At 67.7% G+C, this 20,604-nt stretch carries 18 protein-coding genes and 1 pseudogene; 7 read left to right on the plus strand and 12 right to left on the minus strand.

Annotation, left to right across the window (positions count from 1 at the left end):
• Positions 1-59 precede the first annotated feature (59 nt).
• From FCU40_RS03210 to kduI, 3 genes are read right to left on the minus strand one after another with little or no spacing between them, the layout of a single operon-like run.
• Entirely contained in the window at positions 60-815 is a 756-nt protein-coding gene (locus FCU40_RS03210; RefSeq protein ID WP_004617608.1) for a FadR/GntR family transcriptional regulator, read from the minus strand.
• A gap of 31 nt (positions 816-846) precedes the next feature.
• Positions 847-2,043 carry a glycoside hydrolase family 88 protein gene (locus FCU40_RS03215; protein ID WP_168072890.1) on the minus strand — a complete coding sequence of 399 codons (1,197 nt, stop codon included), beginning with the start codon at positions 2,041-2,043 and terminating at the stop codon, positions 847-849.
• Positions 2,040-2,909, minus strand: a complete 870-nt coding sequence (gene kduI, locus FCU40_RS03220; protein WP_241693539.1) for a 5-dehydro-4-deoxy-D-glucuronate isomerase — start codon at positions 2,907-2,909, stop codon at positions 2,040-2,042. The genes FCU40_RS03215 and kduI overlap by 4 nt, the downstream gene beginning before the upstream one ends.
• 334 nt (positions 2,910-3,243) lie before the next feature.
• On the opposite strand from kduI, the gene FCU40_RS03225 reads away from it, so the two are divergent.
• Complete coding sequence (locus FCU40_RS03225; RefSeq protein ID WP_241693540.1) at positions 3,244-5,637, plus strand: TonB-dependent receptor; 2,394 nt, start codon at positions 3,244-3,246, stop codon at positions 5,635-5,637.
• 81 nt (positions 5,638-5,718) lie between these two features.
• Here FCU40_RS03225 and FCU40_RS03230 read toward each other — a convergent pair whose 3' ends face one another.
• From FCU40_RS03230 to FCU40_RS03240, 3 genes are all read right to left on the minus strand, one after another.
• Positions 5,719-6,498: a FadR/GntR family transcriptional regulator gene (locus FCU40_RS03230; RefSeq protein WP_035017068.1), complete on the minus strand. Its 780-nt coding sequence runs from the start codon at positions 6,496-6,498 to the stop codon at positions 5,719-5,721.
• Positions 6,499-6,840: 342 nt separating this feature from the next.
• A complete protein-coding gene (locus FCU40_RS03235) occupies positions 6,841-7,071 on the minus strand; it encodes a hypothetical protein (protein WP_004617616.1) in 231 nt (76 codons plus the stop codon).
• Positions 7,072-7,148: 77 nt separating this feature from the next.
• Positions 7,149-7,877, minus strand: a complete 729-nt coding sequence (locus tag FCU40_RS03240) for a glutathione S-transferase family protein (protein ID WP_004617619.1) — start codon at positions 7,875-7,877, stop codon at positions 7,149-7,151.
• A gap of 93 nt (positions 7,878-7,970) precedes the next feature.
• On the opposite strand from FCU40_RS03240, the gene FCU40_RS03245 reads away from it, so the two are divergent.
• On the plus strand, positions 7,971-8,690 hold the full coding sequence (locus tag FCU40_RS03245; protein ID WP_004617621.1) for a YafY family protein: 720 nt from the start codon (positions 7,971-7,973) through the stop codon (positions 8,688-8,690).
• Here FCU40_RS03245 and FCU40_RS03250 read toward each other — a convergent pair whose 3' ends face one another.
• The 3 genes from FCU40_RS03250 to FCU40_RS03260 form a co-directional block, all read right to left on the minus strand.
• On the minus strand, positions 8,691-9,662 hold the full coding sequence (locus FCU40_RS03250) for an alpha/beta hydrolase (RefSeq protein ID WP_168072892.1): 972 nt from the start codon (positions 9,660-9,662) through the stop codon (positions 8,691-8,693).
• 73 nt (positions 9,663-9,735) lie between these two features.
• The gene (locus FCU40_RS03255) at positions 9,736-10,542 is read right to left on the minus strand and encodes an RNA methyltransferase (RefSeq protein ID WP_168072894.1); all 807 of its coding nucleotides are present in this window, start codon (positions 10,540-10,542) and stop codon (positions 9,736-9,738) included.
• Positions 10,543-10,614: 72 nt separating this feature from the next.
• The gene (locus tag FCU40_RS03260) at positions 10,615-11,871 is read right to left on the minus strand and encodes an MFS transporter (protein WP_168072895.1); all 1,257 of its coding nucleotides are present in this window, start codon (positions 11,869-11,871) and stop codon (positions 10,615-10,617) included.
• 202 nt (positions 11,872-12,073) lie between these two features.
• On the opposite strand from FCU40_RS03260, the gene FCU40_RS03265 reads away from it, so the two are divergent.
• A complete protein-coding gene (locus tag FCU40_RS03265) occupies positions 12,074-13,126 on the plus strand; it encodes a LacI family DNA-binding transcriptional regulator (RefSeq protein ID WP_168072896.1) in 1,053 nt (350 codons plus the stop codon).
• Between the two features lie 6 nt (positions 13,127-13,132).
• Here FCU40_RS03265 and FCU40_RS03270 read toward each other — a convergent pair.
• Positions 13,133-14,683 (minus strand): annotated as a pseudogene (locus tag FCU40_RS03270) (globin-coupled sensor protein); the annotation flags it as partial.
• Between the two features lie 255 nt (positions 14,684-14,938).
• On the opposite strand from FCU40_RS03270, the gene FCU40_RS03275 reads away from it, so the two are divergent.
• From FCU40_RS03275 to FCU40_RS03290, 4 genes are read left to right on the plus strand one after another with little or no spacing between them, the layout of a single operon-like run.
• A complete protein-coding gene (locus tag FCU40_RS03275; protein WP_168072898.1) occupies positions 14,939-16,054 on the plus strand; it encodes an MlaE family lipid ABC transporter permease subunit in 1,116 nt (371 codons plus the stop codon).
• A 14-nt stretch (positions 16,055-16,068) separates the two neighbouring features.
• On the plus strand, positions 16,069-16,899 hold the full coding sequence (locus FCU40_RS03280; RefSeq protein WP_168072920.1) for an ABC transporter ATP-binding protein: 831 nt from the start codon (positions 16,069-16,071) through the stop codon (positions 16,897-16,899).
• Entirely contained in the window at positions 16,899-17,837 is a 939-nt protein-coding gene (locus tag FCU40_RS03285) for an MlaD family protein (protein WP_168072899.1), read from the plus strand. Before FCU40_RS03280 ends, FCU40_RS03285 begins: the two co-directional genes overlap by 1 nt.
• Positions 17,834-18,484 carry an ABC-type transport auxiliary lipoprotein family protein gene (locus tag FCU40_RS03290; protein ID WP_168072900.1) on the plus strand — a complete coding sequence of 217 codons (651 nt, stop codon included), beginning with the start codon at positions 17,834-17,836 and terminating at the stop codon, positions 18,482-18,484. Before FCU40_RS03285 ends, FCU40_RS03290 begins: the two co-directional genes overlap by 4 nt.
• Positions 18,485-18,487: 3 nt before the next feature.
• Here the strand turns inward: FCU40_RS03290 and FCU40_RS03295 are convergent, their stop codons facing one another.
• Complete coding sequence (locus FCU40_RS03295) at positions 18,488-19,252, minus strand: NUDIX hydrolase (RefSeq protein ID WP_168072901.1); 765 nt, start codon at positions 19,250-19,252, stop codon at positions 18,488-18,490.
• Positions 19,253-19,319: 67 nt separating this feature from the next.
• A complete protein-coding gene (spbR, locus tag FCU40_RS03300) occupies positions 19,320-20,453 on the minus strand; it encodes a pole-localized protein SpbR (protein WP_168072902.1) in 1,134 nt (377 codons plus the stop codon).
• Between the last annotated feature and the right edge of the window lie 151 nt (positions 20,454-20,604).

Genomic DNA, 20,604 nt, shown 5'->3' on the forward strand with positions numbered 1-20,604 from the left:
GGCCTTGATTCATGCGGCGAATTATCGCGCCGGAGGACAGGGAGCGGCCATGGACAACGTCAGATGGCGGTGCGACGCAGCAATTCGTCGCGGCGCTCCGCCATTTCCAGCCGGGTGCGTTCCAGGGCGTCGCGCTCGGCCATGGCCAGCAAAGCCTCGACCGTGCGGTTGAGATGCTCGTGGATCACCCGGCGCGCTTCCTTGGGATCGCGATCGCGCAAGGCGGCGACAATGCTGCGATGATCCTCGGCGAAGACCTCCGGCGCGGCCAGGCGCACGCGGCGCAGCTGGCCGGCGCAGTCGGGGAATTGGCGGCGCAGCGTCCAGATTTCCTCGACCGCCGCGACGATGGCGGCGTTGCGGGTGGCGTGGGCCACGGACAGATGGAAGTCATGCTCCAGCCGCTCGCCCTCCTCGGTGGCGGCCAGGCTGGCCATGTCGCGGGCCATGCGCTCCAAGGCCGCCACCTGCTCGTCGCTGACCGCCGCCGCAGCCAGGGCGCAGGCTTCGCCTTCGAACAATCGCCTAGCCTCGGTCAGTTCCAAGGCGCTGATCTCCGGCTCCGCCGCATCGTCCTCCGACTTGCCGCGCGCGATGACATAGACGCCCGAGCCCTGACGAGCCTCGACCAATCCCTGGAACTCCAGCGCGATCATCGCGTCGCGGACCGTGGGACGGCTGACCCCGAACGAGTCGGCCAGCCCCCGTTCCGACGGCAAGCGATCCCCGGGCGCATAGCGTCCCTCGGCGATCGAGGCCGCGATCGAGCGCGCCACCTGCTGGTACAGTTTCTGGGGATCCGGCGCGCCGCGCATCAACCCTCGCTTGAGATTCTGAAGCGCCATCTTAGCGCGTGGCCTGGCCTTGGGAAGCTTGCGCCAGGGCGCGAACCTCGCTGGCCGCCAGCAGGAAGGCGCCGACGCCGTAGAGCTGGGTGTCATCACGGCCAACCTTATCGGGCGCGGCGCCGACGCGCTGCACCCAACCCAGGCGCCCGTCCGGCTCGACCGCCGCCGCGAGGGCCTTCCAACCCTTGTCGATCACCCGATCGTAGCGCGCGCGCGGCAGCAGGCCATGGTTCACGCCCCAGGCCAGGCCGTAGACGAAGAAGCCCGTGCCGCTGGTCTCGGGCGTCTTTTGCGGCTCCAGCAGCGAGACGGGCCAATAGCCGCTCTCGCCCTGCAAGGCGGCGATCCGTTCGGCCATCTGCTTGAAGATCGCTTCGTACTTCTTGCGGCTCGGATGGTTGGCGGGCAGGTCCTGCAGGATTCGCGCGATCCCGGCGAAGGCCCAGCCATTGCCGCGCCCCCAGAAGATCTTCTGACCCGCATCGCTGCGTTGCCGGATGAAACGGCTGTCGCGGAAATACAGGTGGTCGGTCTTGTCGTAGAGATAGTCGGTCGTCGCCCAGAACTCGCGATCGGCGTGCTCCAGATAGCGCTTGTCGCCGCTGACCTTGGACAGCGCCACCCAGGTGGGCGGCGCCATGAAGATCGCATCGCTCCAGCACCAGCGCGCCTGGCAATAAGGATCGCCTTTCTCCGGCTTGGGCTCGAAATCCAGCGACACCGTGGACGGATTGGCCAGCACCGCGTCGAAGCGGGCGCGGATCGGCGTCAGCTTGGCGGGATCGCGCGTGCGGGCGGCGGCCCAGACCCAGGCCGCGCCGATCGCGTCGGCGTCCGCGTGACGCGGTCGCCCGTCGAAGCCCCAGCCCTCGGCCTCGCCATGCTGGATCACCGCGCTGGCCAGATAGGGATCCTGAACCGCGTCGGCGAAGGTGTAGAGGCCGATATAGAACGCCGCCTGAATCCAGTTACGCGGCGCCGCCGTGTCCTTGCGGAACTGATTGACCGGGACGTAGTCGAACTTGTCCATGTGCCGCAGCTGCCAGGCGGCGACCTGGCGGCCGACGGTGTCGACCGAGGCGACCGGTACGCCGACCACGGCGGGGGCGGCGGCGCGCGGCGCGGCCAGGGCCGGCGCGGCGACGCACAGCGCGACGGCGGTCGCCGCGGCCTTCAGCAAGGTCTTCAAGCTCATTTGGCCCCCTCTCCCGTCCCCGCGCCCACGCCAAGGTCCGACACGGCCAGCACGTCCATGTCGTCGAATTCCAAGTTCTCGCCGCCCATCGACCAGACGAAGCTATAGGCCCCGGTGCCGACGCCGCTATGGATCGACCAACTGGGCGAGAACACCGCTTCGCCATCGTCCATGAACACCGCGCGCGGCTCGGCGGGGTCACCCATCAGGTGCATGACGCGCCCCGGGGCGGCGTCGAAATACATGTAGATCTCGCTGCGCCGACGATGGGTGTGCGGCGGCATCGTGTTCCAGACATTGCCGCTTTCCAGCTCGGTGAAGCCCATGACCAGCTGGCAGGTGTCGACGATGCCGGGGCGGATGCTCTGGCGGATCACCCGACGGTTGGCGGCCGACGCCTCCCCGGCGAAGATCACGCGGGCCTCGTCGCGACGCACCCGCTTGCTGGGGTGGCTGGCGTGGGCCGGATAGCTGACGAAATAGTAGCGGGCCGGGTCGGCCGGATCGTCGCTGGCGAAGCTGACGGACTCGACCCCGCGGCCGATATAGAGGCTGTCGCGACGATCCAGGTCGTGGCGCTGGCCATCGAGCATCACCGAGCCGGGGCCGCCGATATTGATGACGCCGACCTCGCGCCGCTCGCAGAAGAACCGCGCCGCCAGCGCCTTGTCGGACGGCAGAATCAGCGGCGCGTCGACGGGCATGGCCGAGCCCACCACCGCCCGCTCGACCTCCAGATAGCTGAGACGCAATTGTCCGGGCTGGAACAGGCCGTCGATGACGAAGGTGTCGCGCAGTTCGCGCGCGGTCATGCGGCTCATCCCCGCCCGGTCCGCGCTCTCGCGATAATCCATGGCGACGCTCATCGCCGACGCCCGCGAGGCGAACGCGCGCCGACCGTCAAATCCAAGCGTGGCCGCTGCTTGATCCGCATTCGCCCTCCCACAGGTTCATTGGTTTCTAAACCGACATTACCAATCTGACCGCGATGCCGTAAAGGCCGATCACGCCTCCAACGTCCCCCGACCGCCTTTCCGTCGCCAACCCGGCGATATTGGCCAACGAAATCAATCAGCCAGACCACATCGCGCCGAACAAGGCCGTCACTTGACAATTGGCTAGGCCATGAGTCATCAGTTGGACATACCAATTCAATCGTCGGCGCGAACCGGCGAGCGACACGCGGGGAAGTCCAGGACCATGACACACATGCGATCGATGCTACTCGTCTCCACGGCCGCGGCCGTGCTGGCGATCGCGCCCGGAGCGGCGCTCGCCCAGACCCAGGCGGCCGCGAACAGCGACACCCAGCTGGAAGAGATCATCGTCACGTCCACTAAGCGGGCCGAGCGCCTGCAGGACGTTCCCGTCTCGGTCACGGCCGTCACCGCCGACGTGCTGGAGCGCAACAACGTCCGCGAACTGGGCGATCTGGTGAAGCTGTCGCCGGGTCTGGTGATCAACTACGGCAGCCAGCCCGGCAATTTCAGCATCAACATGCGCGGCATCGGAACCTTCTCGAACGGCATCGCCGTCGAATCGGACGTCGCGGTGGTGATCGACGACGTGCCGGTCGGCTTCCAGGCCGCCGCCTTCAAGGACCTGATCGACGTCGAGCGGGTGGAAGTGCTGCGTGGGCCGCAAAGCACGCTGTTCGGCAAGAGCGCCATCGCCGGCGTGCTGAACATCGCCACCGCCGCCCCGACCAAGGAATTCTCCGGCAAGGCCATGCTGCTGGCCACCGACGACGGCGAAAAGCGCATCGGCTTCACCGTCTCGGGTCCGGTGCGCGACAACCTGCTGATGCGCCTGACCGTCGCCAAGAGCGACTACGACGGCAACGTCAAGAACCTGACCACCGGCAAGAACGTCAATGGCAGCGCGGGCTTCACCGCCACGGCCAAGCTGGTCTGGACGCCGACCGATCAACTGACGGTCAGTCTGGCCCCGCGCTATAACCATAACGTCTCGAGCTGCTGTGTCAGCCCGATCAGCGAACTGACGCCGGGCCTGAACTATCAGGGGGAGCCAGCCTTCCCCGCCTCCCTGGCGCTGCGCGGGATCACGATCGACAAGAACAACCATTTCGTTCGCGCCGACGATCGGATCGGCGGCGGCAATTCAGACGTCTTCGGTACGACCGGCCGCATCGACTACGCCTTCGGCGACGGCTCTCTCCTGAAGGGCCACACCCTGTCGTCGATCACCTCGCACGACCATTGGAAGATGCTGGACTTCCAGGACATCGACGGCACCGACCTGCCGTTCCTGCTGGGCTTCCCGGTCGCCAGCCCCTCGGGCGTCAATAGCGGCGCGTCGATCCACGGCTATTTCCACGCCGACAGCTGGACCCAGGAATTCCGCCTGACCTCGCCCGGCGACACGCGCCTGCGCTATGTCGCCGGTCTCTGGTACGCCCGCAATGACCTGGACCGTTTCCTGGATCGCGGCCCGGTGCTGCAGCTGGCGCGCTATCTGGCTGAAAGCACCAACCAGAACTATTCGGCCTACGCCAACGCCACCTTCGACGTGACCGACAAGCTGAGCTTGACCGGCGGCTTGCGGGCCAACCGCCAGAAGATCAGCTACGCGTTCGACAAGACGATCTTCGCCAGCACCGCCATCGGCGCGCCCACCAGCCACCAACTGTTCGCCGGCGCCAACCAGGACGACGCCGTCACCGGCAAGATCGGACTTCAGTACAAGGTCACGCCGGATATCATGACCTTCGCGACCTATTCGACGGGCTACAAGGGCCAGGCCTACGACCTGGTCAGCACGTTCAACGCCGCGATCGCCGCCCAGATGCCGGTGCCGCCCGAGACCGCCAAGAACTACGAGATCGGCTTCAAGAGCAGCTTGTTCGATCGCCGCGTCTACCTCAACGCCACCCTGTTCCGCGCCGACTATCGCGGCTTCCAGACGTCGGTGACCTCGTTCCTGCCGGACGGCACCTTCCTGACCTTCCTAAACAGCGTCGGCCATCTGCGAACCCAAGGGGTCGAGATCGACGGCGTGGCCCGCGTCACGCGCAATCTGCGCCTGAACGGCGCCTTCGCCTACACCGACGCCACGGTTCAGAGCTTTCCGAACGGCCCTTGCTACGGCGGCCAAGTCACCACCGCCAGCACCGACCCGGGATATGTCGGCGCGCCGGGCGAATGCTATTCAACCCCGCGCACCAATGGCCGCGTTCAGAACCTGCATGGCCAGCGGCTGAACAACACGCCGAAGTTCAAGTTCAACATCGGCGGCCAGTACGACATCGACCTGCCGGGCATGCCATTCAAGGGCTTCGTCGGCGTCGCCTATCGCTGGCAGGACGACGTGAACTTCTCGCTGAGCCAAGACCCGCGAACAATCCAGAAGGCCTATGGCGTCATGGATCTGAGCCTGGGCGTCACCGACCTGAAGGACCGCTACAAGCTCTCGATCTTCGCGAACAACCTGCTCGACAAGCGCTATGCCCAGGGGCTCGGCAACACCACCTCTGGCTACAGCAATCCGGCTATCCCGACGGCGCAGGGCCTGACCTGGCTGCCCGGTCGCGACGCCTTCCGCTACTTCGGCGCGCGCGTGGACGTAAACTTCTAGGGCTGAACGCGCCCGCGTCTCCAAGTCCCCTCCTGCCGCCGGATCCCCCACGGATCCGGCGCTTTTTTTTGAGGAAGGGACCTACTTCGCGGCGCTGGCGGCGCGGAGGGCGATTTCCTCGCGCTTGGCCGCCAGGCTCTCGCGCGTGCGCTCGATGGCTTCCAGCTCGGCGGTCAGCAGCAGGTTCTCGATCAGCCCGCCCAGATGCGCCTGCATGGCGCCGCGCGCGGCCTTGGGGTCGCGGGTGCGCAGGGCCTCGACGATCTCCTGGTGTTCGTCCTTCAGCGGCCGCTTGCGCACGTGCCGGGCCTTTTCCAGCATCTGCATGCAAAGGCGCGAACGGTAGCGCAGGTCCCAGGTGTTCTCGACGATGCGAACGACGGCGTTGTTGCGCGTGGCGGCCGCGATCGAGATGTGGAACTGGCGGTCGGCCAGCTCGGACTGCTCCTTGGTGGCCTCCTCGCTGTTCATCTCGGTGACCAGGGTTTCGAGATAGGCCAACTCTTCATCGGTGATCAGGGTGGCCGCCAGAGCCGCCGCCTCGCCTTCGAACAGACGACGGGCCTCGGCCTGCTCGAAGGCTCCGATATCGAGGTCCTTCACCGGCGGCGGCGGCTGGTCCAGGCGAACATAGACGCCGGAGCCCTGGCGGGCCTCCAGCAGGCCACGCATCTCGAGGGCGATCACGGCGCGACGCACGGTCGGACGCGAGACGCCGAACTCGTCGGCCAGATCGCGCTCGGACGGCAGGCGCTGGCCCGGCTGGTAGGTTCCATCGGCGATCGCCCCGCTGATCGCGGCGGCCACCTGTTGATAGAGCCTGGAATCGGTGGGCGGAGCGTCCGGCGAGGAAGTCGACATCTTGAAAACGGCCGCGGGAGGCGCCGAGGATCGACGCGCGTTCCGCAAGGACTACAGCGCGTCCCGCCGGCTCACAAGCCATGCCCGACGCCCAGTGGCCTTACCAGGACGCGCGAAACGCGTCGGGGCGACCGGAGGGAGGACTCCGGCCGCCATCGTCCACCGGCCCCGGGAGGAGGTTGGGCGCAAGATACGCAGCGTCCGTGGTCGACGAGCACGCGTTACACGGAGCGGAGACTCCATTCCGTCGCGCGTCAGCACACTAACGAAATTGGCCAGTCCCGCAACAGGAAATGGCCTTACCAATATCGCCAAACTTATTCGACCAATCTGTTAGCGGTCTCAGACCTGGAGCTTCAGCGCTTGGCCTGGTTGGGTCCAATCCCGGCGGGCGGTCGGATCCTCCAGCGCCGAGAGCTTGGGCTTTTCATGGTCCTTGGCGTTGATTCCATAGGGACCATCCTGGGGATGAGCCGGGTCGATGTGCTTCTTGGCGTAATCGACGTCCGTGCAGTTCTTGCACGAAAAGCCATTCACCGTGACGGGTTGCGGATAGTCGCCATTGATGGCCAACGCCCTGCCCTCCTCGTTCGCGCGGGATGCGCGATCGGCTATTCGCGCGAACGGGAGCGAAGGTTACAGGGTGCGCTTCAAGCCGCCTGGCGCAGGTTCCAGGGATGGGCCGGATAGAACTCGGCCATCATCCGCCCGACATAGCCGACGAGCCTGGGATAGCGCTCGGCCTCGTCGCGCAGGGGCGAGTCGAAGAACGGCGTCAGCATGGCCGCCAGCATCGCGAAGGCCGTCGCGTCGACGCCGACCGGGTGGCTGTCGCGCATCAGATAGGCCTTGTCCTCCAGCAGCTCATCCAGGGCCCGAAGCGACAGTCCGCCCAGCCAGATCACCTCTTCGCGCAGGTGGCGACCGACGCCGACGGCCCGAACATTGGTCGCCACCGCTTCCAGCAGCCCCTTGCGCAGGTCGTCGCGCAAGTGCTCCGGGGCCTGATCGAACCAGCGGCCAGGGCCCCGCGCGAAGTTGCGCGGCTCCAGGAAGCGGAAATAGGTCGACACCCAGCCCAGCTGGTTCTCGATCATCCGCTCGATCGCCCAGGCCTGGGCGCGCTCCTTGCCCGACAAGCCCGTGTCCAGATCGACGCCGTACTTGTGCTCGATATGCGCGCGGATGAATGTCGAGTCGCCGATGGCCTGGGCGGCGTCCTCGATCCACGGCAGCTGGCCCTTGGGCGCGGTCTCGCGGCTGCCCTTGGTCTTGCGGTAGGGCAGCCCCGCCATCTTCAGCTGGACCTCGGTCTTGGTGACGTAGGGGCTGATCTCCGGCAAACCGAAGCCCTCTCCGGCGGCGAACAGCGTGATCATGACCCTCTCCCTCGTGCAAAGTCGCGATGACGACTTGCTACCGCCACGCTACTGCCAGCATGTTGTCAGCATCGCCGCCGGATAACGGACGCCATGAGACGCGCCGAACGCCTTTTCCAGATCATCCAGATCCTGCGCCGCAGCCGCGCGCCGGTGACCGCCGACGCCATCGCCGCCGAGCTGGAGACCTCGAAACGCAGCGTCTATCGCGACATCGCCGCCCTGGTCGGCCAGCGCGCCCCGATCCGCGGCGAGGCGGGCGTCGGCTATGTGCTGGAGGCCGGGTTCGACATGCCGCCGCTGATGCTGACCCCCGACGAGATCGAGGCGGCGGTGCTGGGCGCGCAGTGGGTGGCGGGGCGCGGCGACCCGGTTCTGGCCAAGGCCGCCAGCGACCTGATCAGCAAGATCGCGGCCGCCGTCCCCGACCGTCTGCGGCCCTATGTGCTGGAGCCGGCCGCCGCCGCCTCGCCGGCCTGGAAGCCGCAGGCCGACCGCATCGACGTCGCCCAGGTCCGGGCCTGGATCCACGCGGGTCGCAAGATCCGCCTCGACTACAGCGACGAGGCCGGCGCGATCAGCGAGCGGGTGATCTGGCCCGTCACCGTGGGTTACCGCGAGACGGTGCGGATGATCATCGCCTGGTGCGAACTGCGCGAGGCCTTCCGCACTTTTCGCACCGACCGCGTGGTCGGCGCCGACTTCCTGGACGAGCGCCATGGCAAGCGGCCCGCCGTGCTCCGCGCCGAGTGGATCAAGTTCCGCGCGGCCGAAATCGCCGCCTGGACGTCGCGCGAGAACGCCGCCTGCTGATCACAGGTCGTGGCGCTTGGCGAAGGTCTCGAAGAGGCCGGGCCAGGCCGCCACCGGTTTGCCGGGCGTGGCGCGCAGGCCAAAGCCGTGGCCGCCTTCCTCGAAGATGTGCATCTCGGTCGGTACGGCCTTGGCCTTCAAGGCCGTGAACATCGCCAGCGAGTTCTCGACCGGCACGACCTTGTCATCCGCCGCGTGGACCTGAAACACCGGGCCAAGGCCTTCGCGCACCTGCTTCTCGGGCGATAGCTCGACCACGCGCTCGGGCGCGGCCTGGCCGCTCAGCAACTGCTTGCGCGACCCCGTGTGGCCAAAGGACAGGTCCAGGGTGATGACCGGATAGATCAGCGCCGACAGGCTGGGCTTGGCGGTCAGCTGGTCCGCCGCGTCGATCGGCGCGTAGGTGGCCGCGTCGAACCGGGTGGTCAGGTTGGCCGCCAGGTGCCCGCCGGCCGAGAAGCCCATGACCGCCACGCGGTCGGGAGAGAAGCCCATGGCCTGGGCCTTCGAGCGGATCAGGCGAACGGCCCGCTGGGCGTCCTGCAAAGGCGCGTCGCCGCCCGCCGCCCAGCCGTCGCCCGGCATCCGATAGAACAGCACGAAACAGGTGTAGCCGCGCTCGGCCAGCCACCGGCCCATCTCGTAGCCCTCCTTGTCCACCACGACCCGCTCGTAGCCGCCGCCCGGGATCAGCATCACGGCCGCGCCGTTCGCGATCTTCGGACGGAAGACGGCCAGGGTCGGCGTGCGGGTGTGGATCTGGGCGCGGTCGCGCGGCCCGTTGGGGCCGCTCCGCTCCAAGATCTTTTCCTCGACGGTGACCCCTTCGCCGCCCGGCGCGCCGCCCGGCCACAGGACGATGACTTCGGTGGGATCGGCTTGGTCCAAGGTCGCGGCCTCCGCTCCGCGCGCCGCCAGCGAGGCTAGAGCGCCGGTGACGAAGGCTCCCAAGGCGCCGCGACGGTTCAGCATGGATATGGCCTTCTGACGGGTTGTTGTTCACGCCGAGCCTAGAACGCGCCGGCGAATTTTGGAAACCGGTTTCCTACGCCTGGGCGAAGCGCAGGTGGTGAAGCACGATCCCGCTGGTCGTGGCGACGTTCAGGGAATCAAAGCCCTTGGCCATGGGGATACCGACGGCGCGCGCCCTGGCCATCAGGTCGGGCGCCAGACCCGGCCCCTCGGCGCCCAGCAGCACGGCGGTGCGCGGGGCCGGCTTGACGCGCGCCAGGATCTCGCTGGCGGCGGGGCTGAGCGCCAGTCCCTCGAAGCCGGCGGCCGCGAGAAGAGCGGCGATGTCCTCGCCCCGCGCCAGTCGGGCGGTCGGAACCGACAGCGCCGCGCCAACCGAGACTCGGATCGCCTTGCGATACAGGGGATCGCAGCAGTCGGCGTCCAGCAGCACAGCGTCGACGCCGAAGGCGGCGGCGTTACGATAGAGCCCGCCCATGTTGTCGTGATTGGCGATGCCGCAGAGCACCAGAACGATCGCCTGTTCCGGCAAGCCGGCCAGCAGGTCGCGCGCGGCGATCGGCGAGGGCTTGCGGCCCACCGCCAACACGCCGCGATGCAGGTGAAAGCCGGCGATAGCGTCCACCACCGCCTGGTCGGCGAAATGGACGGGCGTCTCGTCCGGCAGTCCCTCGAATACGTCCGCCAGCTTGTCCCGGCGCTTGGGATCGATCAGCAGCGAAACCACCCGCTCCGGCGCATCGCGGACGAAGGCGCGCAACACTGTTTCACCCTCGGCGATGAACAGCCCTTCGCGACCGACCAAGTCCCGCTCCTTGATCGCCCTGAACGGCGCGACGGCGGGATCGCCGGGGTCGGTGACGACACGAAACTGCGGCAAGGCGACCTCTGAATTCAACTATTTAGAGCGCGTTCGAGCGGTTTGACCGCTCACACCTAAACCTGACGCGCTCTAACGCACCCCTCGTATCGGCAGGATCGCCAGACCGCCAGCCATGGCCAGGCTCGCGGCGGTCAGGAACAGCAGGTGGAAGTTCAGATGCGTCGGGCCGAGCGCCCAAACCGCCAAGGCCGGCGCCAGAGCCTGGGGCAAGGTATTGGCCAGGTTGATCACGCCGAGGTCCTTGCCCGTGTCGCGCTGCGAGGGCAGCACCTGGGTCACCATGGCGATATCGACCGCGTAGAAGCACCCGGCCCCGCAGCCCAGCACGGCGTAGGCCGCCACCATCACCGGCCACCGCGGGCTCAGCGAAAACACCGCCATGGCCAAGGCCATGGTGAAGGCCGCCCCGCAGGCGAACAACTTGCGCCGCTTCAGACGGTCCGACAGCACCCCGCCCGCCAGCGCCAGGGCGACGTTCGACAGCGTCGACACCGCCGTCAGGATCGCCAGCCCCTGCTCGGCGCGCTGCCCTGGAAACAGGCGCGAATAGCCCATCGCGTCCTGCAGGAAATACAGCATGTAGCTCTGGATCAGGCTGAGCGCGACCAGCACCATGAACCGCCCAAGCCACGCGAAGGCGAAGTCGGGATGCTCGCGCGGGTCCACCCAAAGGCCCCTGAGAAAGCCGGCGAGGTCGAACGGCGGGGCGTCGGCTTTCGGCAGCGGCGGGTCCTTGAAGCCCAGCACCAGCGGCGCCAAGCCCAGCAGCAGCACGGCCGAGATCGTCGCGTAGCGGGAGCTTTCGGTGACCAGAAGCCCGCCGATCAGTACGGCGCCGGCCGCCGTACCGATCGGGTTGCCGAGGCTCTGGAACGCCGCGACTAGGCCCTTCTGATGGTCCGGCACGCGGTCGGGCATGACCGCCACCAGGGCCGAGAAGCACAGGTTGAAGGTCAACTGGAACAGGATGATCCCGCCGATCAGCGCCAGCGGCGTCTTCGCCTGCATGATCGCCAGATAGGCCAGCGCCGCGCCAAGCGCCCCGACCACGATCCCCGGCCTCCGACGTCCAAAGCGGCTGGTCGTGCGGTCGCTGATCGCGCCGGCCAGCAGGTTGGCGACACTGGCGACGATCGCGCCATAGAACGTGACCTGGCTGAGCACCACGGCCTTGTTGGCCGGATCGATCGCGCCGGCCTTGAGCGGCAACAGCACTTGCAGAAGCGGCTGAAAAGACAGGAAGGCCCCGATCTGAGCCAGGGTGTAGGCGGCGATGAAATTCGCGCGAACCGGCTCCTTGGGCCGGGCCCGGTCGTCAAACCCCATCACGCCTCCCCCGCGGCGCGGCGACCGAAAGCCAACGCGGTTTCGGCGCCTGCCATGTCCGGCGTCTTCACGTCGCGCCAGCTGGGTCCCACACTGACGGGCCGTCCGCCCTCGCACAAGGCCCTCTCGCCGGGGGAGTTTCCCTTGGGGAGCGACAGGTTCTAGTTTGAGCGCATGAGCCTGAGTCTCGGGGGACGTATCGATGGCTTCGGTGACGATCTACGACGTCGCCGCGAAAGCGGGCGTCTCGATCAAGACCGTTTCGCGGGTGATGAACAACGAGCCGAACGTCCGGCCCGCGATGCGGGACCGCGTCTTGGCGGCGGCCGGCGCCCTGGGCTACAGCCCCAACCTGTCGGCGCGCAGCCTGGCTGGCTCGCGCTCGTTCGTCATCGCCGTCTTCGTCGACGCGGCCTTGACCATCGACCACTGGCGCAGCGAACGCGGCGCCGACTATCTCAGCCGCATCCAGCTGGGCGCCACACTGCAGTGTCGCGAAGCCGGCTATCATCTGCTGGTCGAGCTGATCGACCATGAAGGACCTCGGGTTCGGCAAGAGGTCGCGGCCCTGCTCGCGGCCTTGAAGCCTGACGGCGTCATTCTGACGCCGCCGTCCTCGGACAACGCGGTGGTGCTGGAACTGCTGGACAAGGCGGGCACGCCCTATGTCCGCGTCGGTCCAGAGCGGGCCGAGGGTCTGGGTCCTCGGGTGCATATGGATGACGTCGCCGCCGCTCGCGAAATGACCGAGCACCTAGCCAAGCTGGGCCACAGGCGCATTGGCTTCATCGTCGGGGAACCGCGCTATGGCGCCAGCCAGGCCCGGCGCGACGGCTATCTCGAAGCGATGACGGGTCTAGGCCTGCCGGTCGCCGACGGCTGGGTGCGTCAGGGCGACTTCACGTTCCAGTCCGGCCTCGACCAGGCGAAGGCGCTGCTGGCCCTGCCCGATCGTCCGACGGCCATCTTCGCCAGCAACGACGACATGGCGCTGGGCTGCATGGCGGCGATCGCCGAGGCGGGCCTGATGACCCCCGGAGACGTCTCGGTGGCGGGGTTCGATGACAGCCCCAGCGCGCGCTTCAGCCGGCCGCAGTTGACCACGGTGCGCCAGCCGGTGGCGGAAATGGCCTCGGTGGCCGCCAAGCTGCTGATCGGCCAGGCCCGAAGCGGCGCGGCCGCCGAACGGCCGGTGGACGAGCTCCTGCCCTTCGAGCTGATCCACCGCGCCTCGACGGCGCCGCCGCCGGGTTAGCGACTACCGCCCCGGACGCGCGAAGGCCGCGACACGGGCGCGGGCGGCATGGACGGCGTTCTCGGCGGGACGCTCCTGATAGCTTCGCGAGGCGATCTGGGCGCGACCGCCCAACCGGAACGCGCCGACGCGGTTCGCCAGATCCGCCGCCTCGACCCGCAGGGCGTGGGTCGCCTCCGTCGATCGCGAGACCATGGCCGCGTTGCGCTGGGTCACCTGGTCCAGCTGGTTCACGGCCGAGTTGACCTGGCCTAGGGCCGTGGCCTGTTCGCTGGCCGAAGCGGCGATGACGTTCACCAGCTCGTCGATGCCGCCCACCTTGTCGACGATGCCCCGCAGCGCCTCGCCCGTCTGGCCAACGAGATCGACCCCCTCGCTGACTTGGCGACTGCTCTCGGTGATCAAGGACTTGATGTCGCTGGCGGCCTGGGCGGAGCGCTGGGCCAGGGCCCGCACTTCCTGGGCGACGACCGCGAAGCCCTTGCCCGAGTCCCCGGCGCGGGCGGCCTCGACCCCGGCGTTCAGGGCCAGGAGGTTGGTCTGGAAGGCGATCTCGTCGATCATGCCCAGGATCTGGTTCACCTGCTGCGACTGGGCCTCGATCTTGGTCATGGCCTCGGCGGCGCGGGTGACGATGTCGCCCGAGCGGGAAGCTTCGGCCGACGCCTCGCCGACGCGGGCGGAGACTTCGCGCGCGCTCTGAGCCGTCTTGCCGACGGCGCCGGTCAGTTGCTCGACGGCGGCGGCGGTCTGTTCCAGCGTGGCCGCCTGCTGTTCGGTGCGCTGCGACAGGTCCTCGGCGTTGCGAGCGATGTCATCCACGCCCGCGCGGATGCCCTCGGCCGAGTGCTCCACCGCGCGCATCGCGCCGGTCAGGCATTCGACCGCCTGTTCGAAATCGGCGCCCAGGCTCTGGAACTCGGGCGCCAGCTCCGCCTGAACGCGCGCGCTCAGGTCGCCGCTGGCCAAGCACGCAAGGGCCTCGCCCACCGCCTTGACGGCCTGGGCCTGATGCCGTTCGGCGACCTCCCGCTCGGTTTCCAGAGCGTTTCGCTCCTCCTGGAGGATGCGCAGATAGCTGGAAATGGCCAGCTCCATGTCGAGGAACACCGCCTTGACCAGGGCCGATAGGCTGTCGGCCAACTCGGCGTCGGACTTGGCGGCGTTGAACAAGCTCTTGGCGCGCTTGCCGATCACGGCGCGGATCAGCGTTTCGGCCACCAAGGCATAGCCGCCGATGTACCACTGCGGCTCGAGATCGGCGTTGACGTGGGCGCGGCCAATCCGCTCGACATCGCGCATGTAGGTTTCGCCGTAGTCGGCTTGGACGATCCGCCGCCAGTGGTCGGCCTGGGCGCGCTCCGCGCCGGCCATGTGCGCGTCGTCTCTGAACTTGCTCCGCGTTTCGGGAAAGGCCCGGACCTGGTCGTAGAACTTGCCGAGCGCCGATCCGATCTCGGCGTCGATCACCGGCTTGATGGATCGCAAGGCGGTGCGATCGCGTTGGTCGAACCGCATGAAGGCCATGCGCTGTTCCAGCTTCAAAAGCGCGCTCATCCGAGCCCCGAGTCACTGATAAGGATTGGTTCACCACGTTGGTGCGCCCAATCCGTTAACCAAGCTTAAAGGCCGACCGCCCACGGCGCGGGAGCGCGCGAAAACCCTGGGGAAGCCGTATCAACGCGCTGTTTCGCCGCGCTCGAGACGTTGGCCTATAAAGGTTTGGCAACAAGCTGCGCCTTGGCGCGTTTTGGGCTTGTCAGGTCCACGGCAGGGCTTGGATATACCCTCGAAACGAGCCCCAAGGACGATATGGCGCTTCCCGCGGACTTCACCTTGACCGAGCAGGACGGCCGCAGGACCGCCGCCCTGTCCGGAGACTGGACCGCGCGGGGTCTGTTCGATGCCGGCCTGCGCCTGGCCTCCGCCCTTTCGGACTCGCGGCCGCTGAGCCTGGACCTCACCAGCGTCAATCGTTGCGACACGGCCGGCGCCTACGCCATCATTCGCGCGGCGGGCGACCAACTCGCCCCCCAACACATCCAGGCGCGCCGCGAGATCCTGCGCCTGCTGGAACTGGTGGGCGCGGCGATCCAGGTCGAGCCCGAGCCCACCGTGCGCGTTGGCGGGTTCCTGGCCCTCCTGGAGCGCATTGGGCGCGGCGTGTTCGGCCTGTTCCAGGACGGCTACGGCACGCTCGTCTTCCTGGGTCACCTGCTGGTGGCCCTGGGCCGCTCCATCGCCGATCCTCGCCGCATCCGCTGGGCGCCGACCATCGCCCTATGCGAGCGCGCGGGACTGGACGCCATGCCCATCGTGGCCGTCACGACCTTCTTCATCGGCGCGGTGGTGGCCCTGCTGGGCGCGAACCTGCTGACCGACTTCGGAGCCCAGGTCTATTCGGTCGAGCTGATCGGCATCTCGGTGATGCGCGAATTCAACATCCTGATCACCGCCATCCTGCTGGCCGGACGCTCGGCGTCCAGCTTCGCGGCCGAGATCGGCTCCATGAAGATGAACCAAGAGATCGACGCCATGCAGGTCATGGGGGTCGATCCCTACGAGGCCCTGGTGCTGCCGAGGTTCGCGGCGCTGCTGTTCACGATCCCCCTCCTGACCTTCATCGCCACCATCGCGGGCCTGGCGGGCGGGATCCTGGTCGTCTGGGTCGTCCTGGACCTGTCGCCGACCTTCTTCCTGCAACGCATCGTGGACTCGGTCGGGGCCACCCATTTCTGGATCGGCCTGTCGAAAGCGCCGGTGATGGCCACCGTGATCGCCGCGATCGGCTGTCGGCAGGGCATGGAGGTCGGCAACGACGTCGAATCCCTGGGCCGGCGCGTGACCGCGGCGGTCGTGCACGCCATCTTCGCGATCATTCTGATCGATGCCGTCTTCGCCCTGATCTACATGGAGCTGAACGTTTGATCCGCTCCCCCAAGATCAAGGCGGAAACCGAATCCGCCGCCATCGACGCCGCCGAGGCCGAGAAGCATCCCATCGAGGTGCGGGGCCTGGTCTCGCGCTTTGGCGACAACGTCGTTCACGACGGCCTGGACCTCTCGGTCGATCGGGGCGAGGTGCTGGGCGTGGTCGGCGGCTCGGGCACCGGCAAGTCGGTGCTGCTCAACACCATCATCGGCCTGAAGGCTCCCGACGGCGGCTCGGTGCGCCTGTTCGGCGGCGACATGCGAACGGCCTCCCGCCGCCGCTGGTCCTCGGTCGAGCGCCGCTGGGGCGTCCTCTTCCAGCAAGGCGCGCTGTTCTCGAACCTGACCGTGCGCGAGAACGTCGCCGCGCCGCTGCACGAGCATACGCGCCTTCCCCGCCGCGAGATCGAGGAGATCGCCGACCTGAAGATCGCCATGGTGGGTCTGCCAGCGCGCGCCGCGACGCTGAAGCCGGCGGAGCTGTCTGGCGGCATGAGGAAGCGGGCGGGCCTGGCGCGCGCCCTGGCCATGGACCCCGAGCTGCTGTTCCTCGACGAACCCACCGCCGGCCTCGACCCCATCGCGGCCGAGGCCTTCGACGGCCTGATCAAGGATCTGTCCGACAGCCTGGATCTGACCGTCTTCATGATCACCCACGACCTGGACAGCCTGTACGCCATCACCGACCGCGTCGCCGTTCTGGCCAACAAGAAGGTCGTGGCCGTGGCGCCCGTGCGCGAGCTCGAGCGTTCAGAGCATCCCTGGATCAAGCAATACTTCCTGGGTCCGCGAGGACGCGCCGCCGCGACCTCCGAGAACCGGCCCGAGGCGAGGATCGACTGATGGAAAGAAACGCCAACTACGCCCTGGTCGGGGCCATGTCCCTGGCGCTCTTCATGGGCCTGGTGATCTTCGTGGTCTGGCTGGCGAAGCTCAGCTTCAATCGCGACTACGACCTCTATGACATCCTGTTCGTCGGCCCGGTGCGCGGCTTGTCGACCGGCGGCGAGGTTCACTTCAACGGCATCAAGGTCGGCGAGGTGACCCGCATCGAGCTGGACAAGAGCGATCCCAACCGCGTCATCGCGCGGGCGCGCGTCACCTCCGACGTTCCGATCAAGATCGATAGCTACGCCACTCTGGAACCGCAGGGCATCACCGGCGTCAACTACGTCCAGATCACCGCCGGCTCGCCGAACAAGGAGCTGCTGAAGGACACGGTCAAGAACGGCAAGGTCCCGGTGTTGCGCAGCCAGCGAAGCGCCCTCTCCGACCTGCTGGAGGGCGGCGGCACCGTGTTGACGCGCACCATCGAGGCTCTGGACCGCGTCAATCAGGTCCTCTCGGACAAGAACATCAAGACCTTCGGCGCCACGCTCAGTGACGTCCAGTCGGTCACGGCCGAACTGCGCGAGCGCAAGGAAATCATCGCGGACGCCCAGAAGACGCTGAAGAGCATCGACCAAACCGCCCAGTCGATCACCGAACTTTCCAAGAGCGCCAACGGCCTGGTCGACGGCGACGCCAAGCGCACCCTGAAGGAACTGGGCGACGCGGCCGAGGAGTTGAAGGGCGCCGCCAAGGACGCCCGCGGCATGGTCAGCAAGCTCGATGGCCCGACCAGCGACTTCGCCACCACGGGCCTGCCGCAGTTGTCGGCGGCGATCGTCACCCTGCAATCGGCCGCCGAGTCTCTCGACCGTCTGGTCGGCGAGGTCGAACAGAACCCCCGGGGCTTGGTCGGCAAGCCGCCCGCCAAGGAAGTGGAGGTCAAACCGTGAGCCCAATGATCCGCAACGCCTCCAAGACCCTGGGCCGAGCCCTGGCCGTAGGCCTTCTGGCCGTGAGCCTCTCCGGCTGCATCAGCGTCTTCCCCAAGTCCAAGCCGGTCGGCCTCTATCGCTTCGGCGAGGCCGAGGTGAACGCGCCCAAGGGTCCGCCCGGCGCGATGTTCGGGGTCTTGAAGGCGCCAACGATCTTCACGCGCTCGTCGGCGGGCGACCGCATCCTGACCAGCGCCAACGGCCAGGTGGCCTACATCTCCGACGCCCGCTGGGTCTCGCCGGCCTTCGTCCTGTTCGAGGAGGCCACGGCCCGCGCGTTCGAGAACGATCCTGGCCGCGCTCGCCTGATCGGTCGCGGCGAGGTCGCCAAGGCCGACCTCGTTCTACGGCTCGAAGTCCGCGCCTTCGAGGCCGACTATGTCAACGGACCCAAGGCCGCGCCCGAAATCGTGGTGCGGGTGCGCGGCGTCCTTAGTCGAAGCCAGGACCGCGCCCTGGTCGGCGATCAGATCTTCGAAGCCCGCGTGAAAGCCGCCGACAATCGCGTCGGCGCCATCGTCCCCGCCTTCGATCAGGCCACCGCCAAGGTGCTGGGCGAGATCGTGGCCTGGGTCAACGCGGCGGGGCCAGGACTTAAGAGCTGAGGCTTACAGCGCGTCCAGCGGTTCGGTCACCGCGCCGTATCCCGCGTCGTCGGGAATGCGCAGCACCTTGCCCTCCACCCAGGGCTCGACGGTGACCAGCGGCCGCGCCGCCGACCGCGCCACCGCGTCGGCGGGGCTCGCGCTCTCGGCCAGCAGCTGCAGGTTCATGCGGGTGGGGAAGATCACCTTGCGCGCGCCCGAGGCCGCCAGCTCAAGGGCCTTGGCCGGCGCGATCCACTCGGCGTCAACAGCCTCGTGACCATCGCAAATCGCTTGCTGCGCCAGGGGCGCGTGGGCGACGTAGAACCAGGTGTCGAAGCGCTTGGGCATTAGCTTCGGCGTGATCCAGCGCGCGAAGACCGTCAACGCCGAGAGGTCCAGCTTCAAACCAAGGTCGCCCACCACATCGATGAAAGCGACCTTGTCCTCGGCGACGGCGGCGCGCACGTCCTTGGCGGCCTCCCCCGCATAAAGGTTGCCGTCCGCGTCGCGGGCCAGCAGCACGCCCGCCTCCTCATAGGCCTCGCGGATGGCGGCGACGCGCAGGGCGGCGTCGTCCTGGCCGACCGCGTCGAAACCTGTCGCGAGTTCTCGCCAGCGCGGGTCGCTGTCGCCCTGATGGCTCTTGCCGCCCGGAAACACCAAGGCGCCGGCGGCGAAATCGATCTGATGATGCCGCTTGACCATCAGCACCTCGAACGAGGGCGCGTCTCGAAGCAGCAGTACGGTGGCGGCGGGACGGATCGCGCCCAACGAGGAGTCGGCCATTCGGCAAGTCTGGCGCCGCTTGGCCGCCTTGCCCAGACGTCTTTCGAACGCTTGTTCTATTCGCCCGTCAGGCCGACTTGGCGCGACGGCGGTTGGCGCCGCGGTCCATCCGCTCCAGAAGATAATCCGCGTCTTCGCGCGAGGCGTTCTGAGGCGAGGTCAGGAAGCGCTGGATCATGCGTTCCTGGAAGCGCTCGCGATCCTGGGCGCCGCCGTCGAACTCCAGGCTGTGAAACGCGTCCACGCCGGCGCGGAAGGCCGAATAGAGGCGCGGCGGCAGGCCCGCGCGCTCGCAGATCGCCTTCAGACCCAGCGGGCCGGCGTCGTGGATCATCAGCCAGGTCCGATGATGCGGCACGCCCGCCAGCTCGGCCACGGCCCACTCGAAGAAGGTCATGTGGCCATGGGCCAGCGCGCGCAGCAGCAGCGAGGGCGACAGGCGATCGACCTTGTGCAGGTGCGCGACGAACGCCTTGGGATCGGCGGCGCGGCCGGCCTGGTCGACCAGATCGATCGTCGCCCGCTCCTTGGCGCCGATGATCAGCTCCAGGGTCCGTTCGGCCGAAAGGCCGTGATTGGTCAGAATGTGGTCGCGCAACTGATCGCCAACCATGTCGACCAGACGCTCGGCGACCGACAGCGGCAAAGCCGTGCGATAGGCGACCGCCTGCAGCACCTCTTCGGACTTGGCGAAGCGGTCCAGGGCCTTTTGCAACGTCACTTCCGAGAAGCGGGCGTTGTCATTGGCGCAGGCCGCGGCGACCACGTCTTCCGGCGCCTGGTCGACCAGCATCGCGGTGATGCGGCTGGACAGCTTGGGGCGCTTGGCCACGGCCATCTGACGGACCGGTCCGCCCACGCGGACGATCTCGGCCAGATCGGTGTCGGTGAATACCGGGGAGAAGCTGATGATCGGCAGGCTGACGCTCTCGACATCGCGGGCCAGGCGATTGGCGACGTCGGGCGGCAGAGCCGCGGAGTTCTTCAGGGTGACCGCCAGGGCGCGACGCACGAGCTCGGCGGCGTCGGCGGCCATCACGCGCAGGATGTCGTGGGCGATCTGTCGCTCTTCGTCGCTCAGAGCGGCGCGGTCGATCGTCCGACACAGCTTGTGCGCGGCCAGGGCGCGCTCGTCGGGAGTCGCGCCCTTCACGAGCATCCGGATGTCGGAATCGGTCAGTGCTGCGCGTGTCGTGGCCATGGTTCGCCGCCCAGGGGAGCTATGCTTGGAGTCGATCCTCCTCGCTTAGGCTTAATGATTGTTTGAACCACGAAGCCGGGCGTTAAGTATATCCCGTAACCGGGGACAAACCACGCTTGGGTAAAGTGCGCCCTCATCGATGAGGAACGCC

Origin of the sequence: Caulobacter sp. SSI4214 (genome assembly GCF_012184455.1) — a bacterium.
GTDB classification, from domain to species: Bacteria; Pseudomonadota; Alphaproteobacteria; order Caulobacterales; family Caulobacteraceae; genus Caulobacter; species Caulobacter vibrioides_E.

Bases quoted from the DNA above. Each gene is read 5' to 3' on its own strand.
- FCU40_RS03275 (WP_168072898.1), top strand. From the start codon at position 14,939: ATGGCGCTTCCCGCGGACTTCACCTTGACCGAGCAGGACGGCCGCAGG.
- kduI (WP_241693539.1), bottom strand. From the start codon at position 2,909: ATGAGCGTCGCCATGGATTATCGCGAGAGCGCGGACCGGGCGGGGATG.
- FCU40_RS03250 (WP_168072892.1), bottom strand. From the start codon at position 9,662: ATGCTGAACCGTCGCGGCGCCTTGGGAGCCTTCGTCACCGGCGCTCTA.
- FCU40_RS03295 (WP_168072901.1), bottom strand. From the start codon at position 19,252: ATGGCCGACTCCTCGTTGGGCGCGATCCGTCCCGCCGCCACCGTACTG.
- FCU40_RS03265 (WP_168072896.1), top strand. From the start codon at position 12,074: ATGGCTTCGGTGACGATCTACGACGTCGCCGCGAAAGCGGGCGTCTCG.
- FCU40_RS03210 (WP_004617608.1), bottom strand. From the start codon at position 815: ATGCGCGGCGCGCCGGATCCCCAGAAACTGTACCAGCAGGTGGCGCGC.
- FCU40_RS03285 (WP_168072899.1), top strand. From the start codon at position 16,899: ATGGAAAGAAACGCCAACTACGCCCTGGTCGGGGCCATGTCCCTGGCG.
- FCU40_RS03230 (WP_035017068.1), bottom strand. From the start codon at position 6,498: ATGTCGACTTCCTCGCCGGACGCTCCGCCCACCGATTCCAGGCTCTAT.
- spbR (WP_168072902.1), bottom strand. From the start codon at position 20,453: ATGGCCACGACACGCGCAGCACTGACCGATTCCGACATCCGGATGCTC.
- FCU40_RS03240 (WP_004617619.1), bottom strand. From the start codon at position 7,877: ATGATCACGCTGTTCGCCGCCGGAGAGGGCTTCGGTTTGCCGGAGATC.
- FCU40_RS03260 (WP_168072895.1), bottom strand. From the start codon at position 11,871: ATGGGGTTTGACGACCGGGCCCGGCCCAAGGAGCCGGTTCGCGCGAAT.
- FCU40_RS03245 (WP_004617621.1), top strand. From the start codon at position 7,971: ATGAGACGCGCCGAACGCCTTTTCCAGATCATCCAGATCCTGCGCCGC.
- FCU40_RS03215 (WP_168072890.1), bottom strand. From the start codon at position 2,043: ATGAGCTTGAAGACCTTGCTGAAGGCCGCGGCGACCGCCGTCGCGCTG.
- FCU40_RS03225 (WP_241693540.1), top strand. From the start codon at position 3,244: ATGACACACATGCGATCGATGCTACTCGTCTCCACGGCCGCGGCCGTG.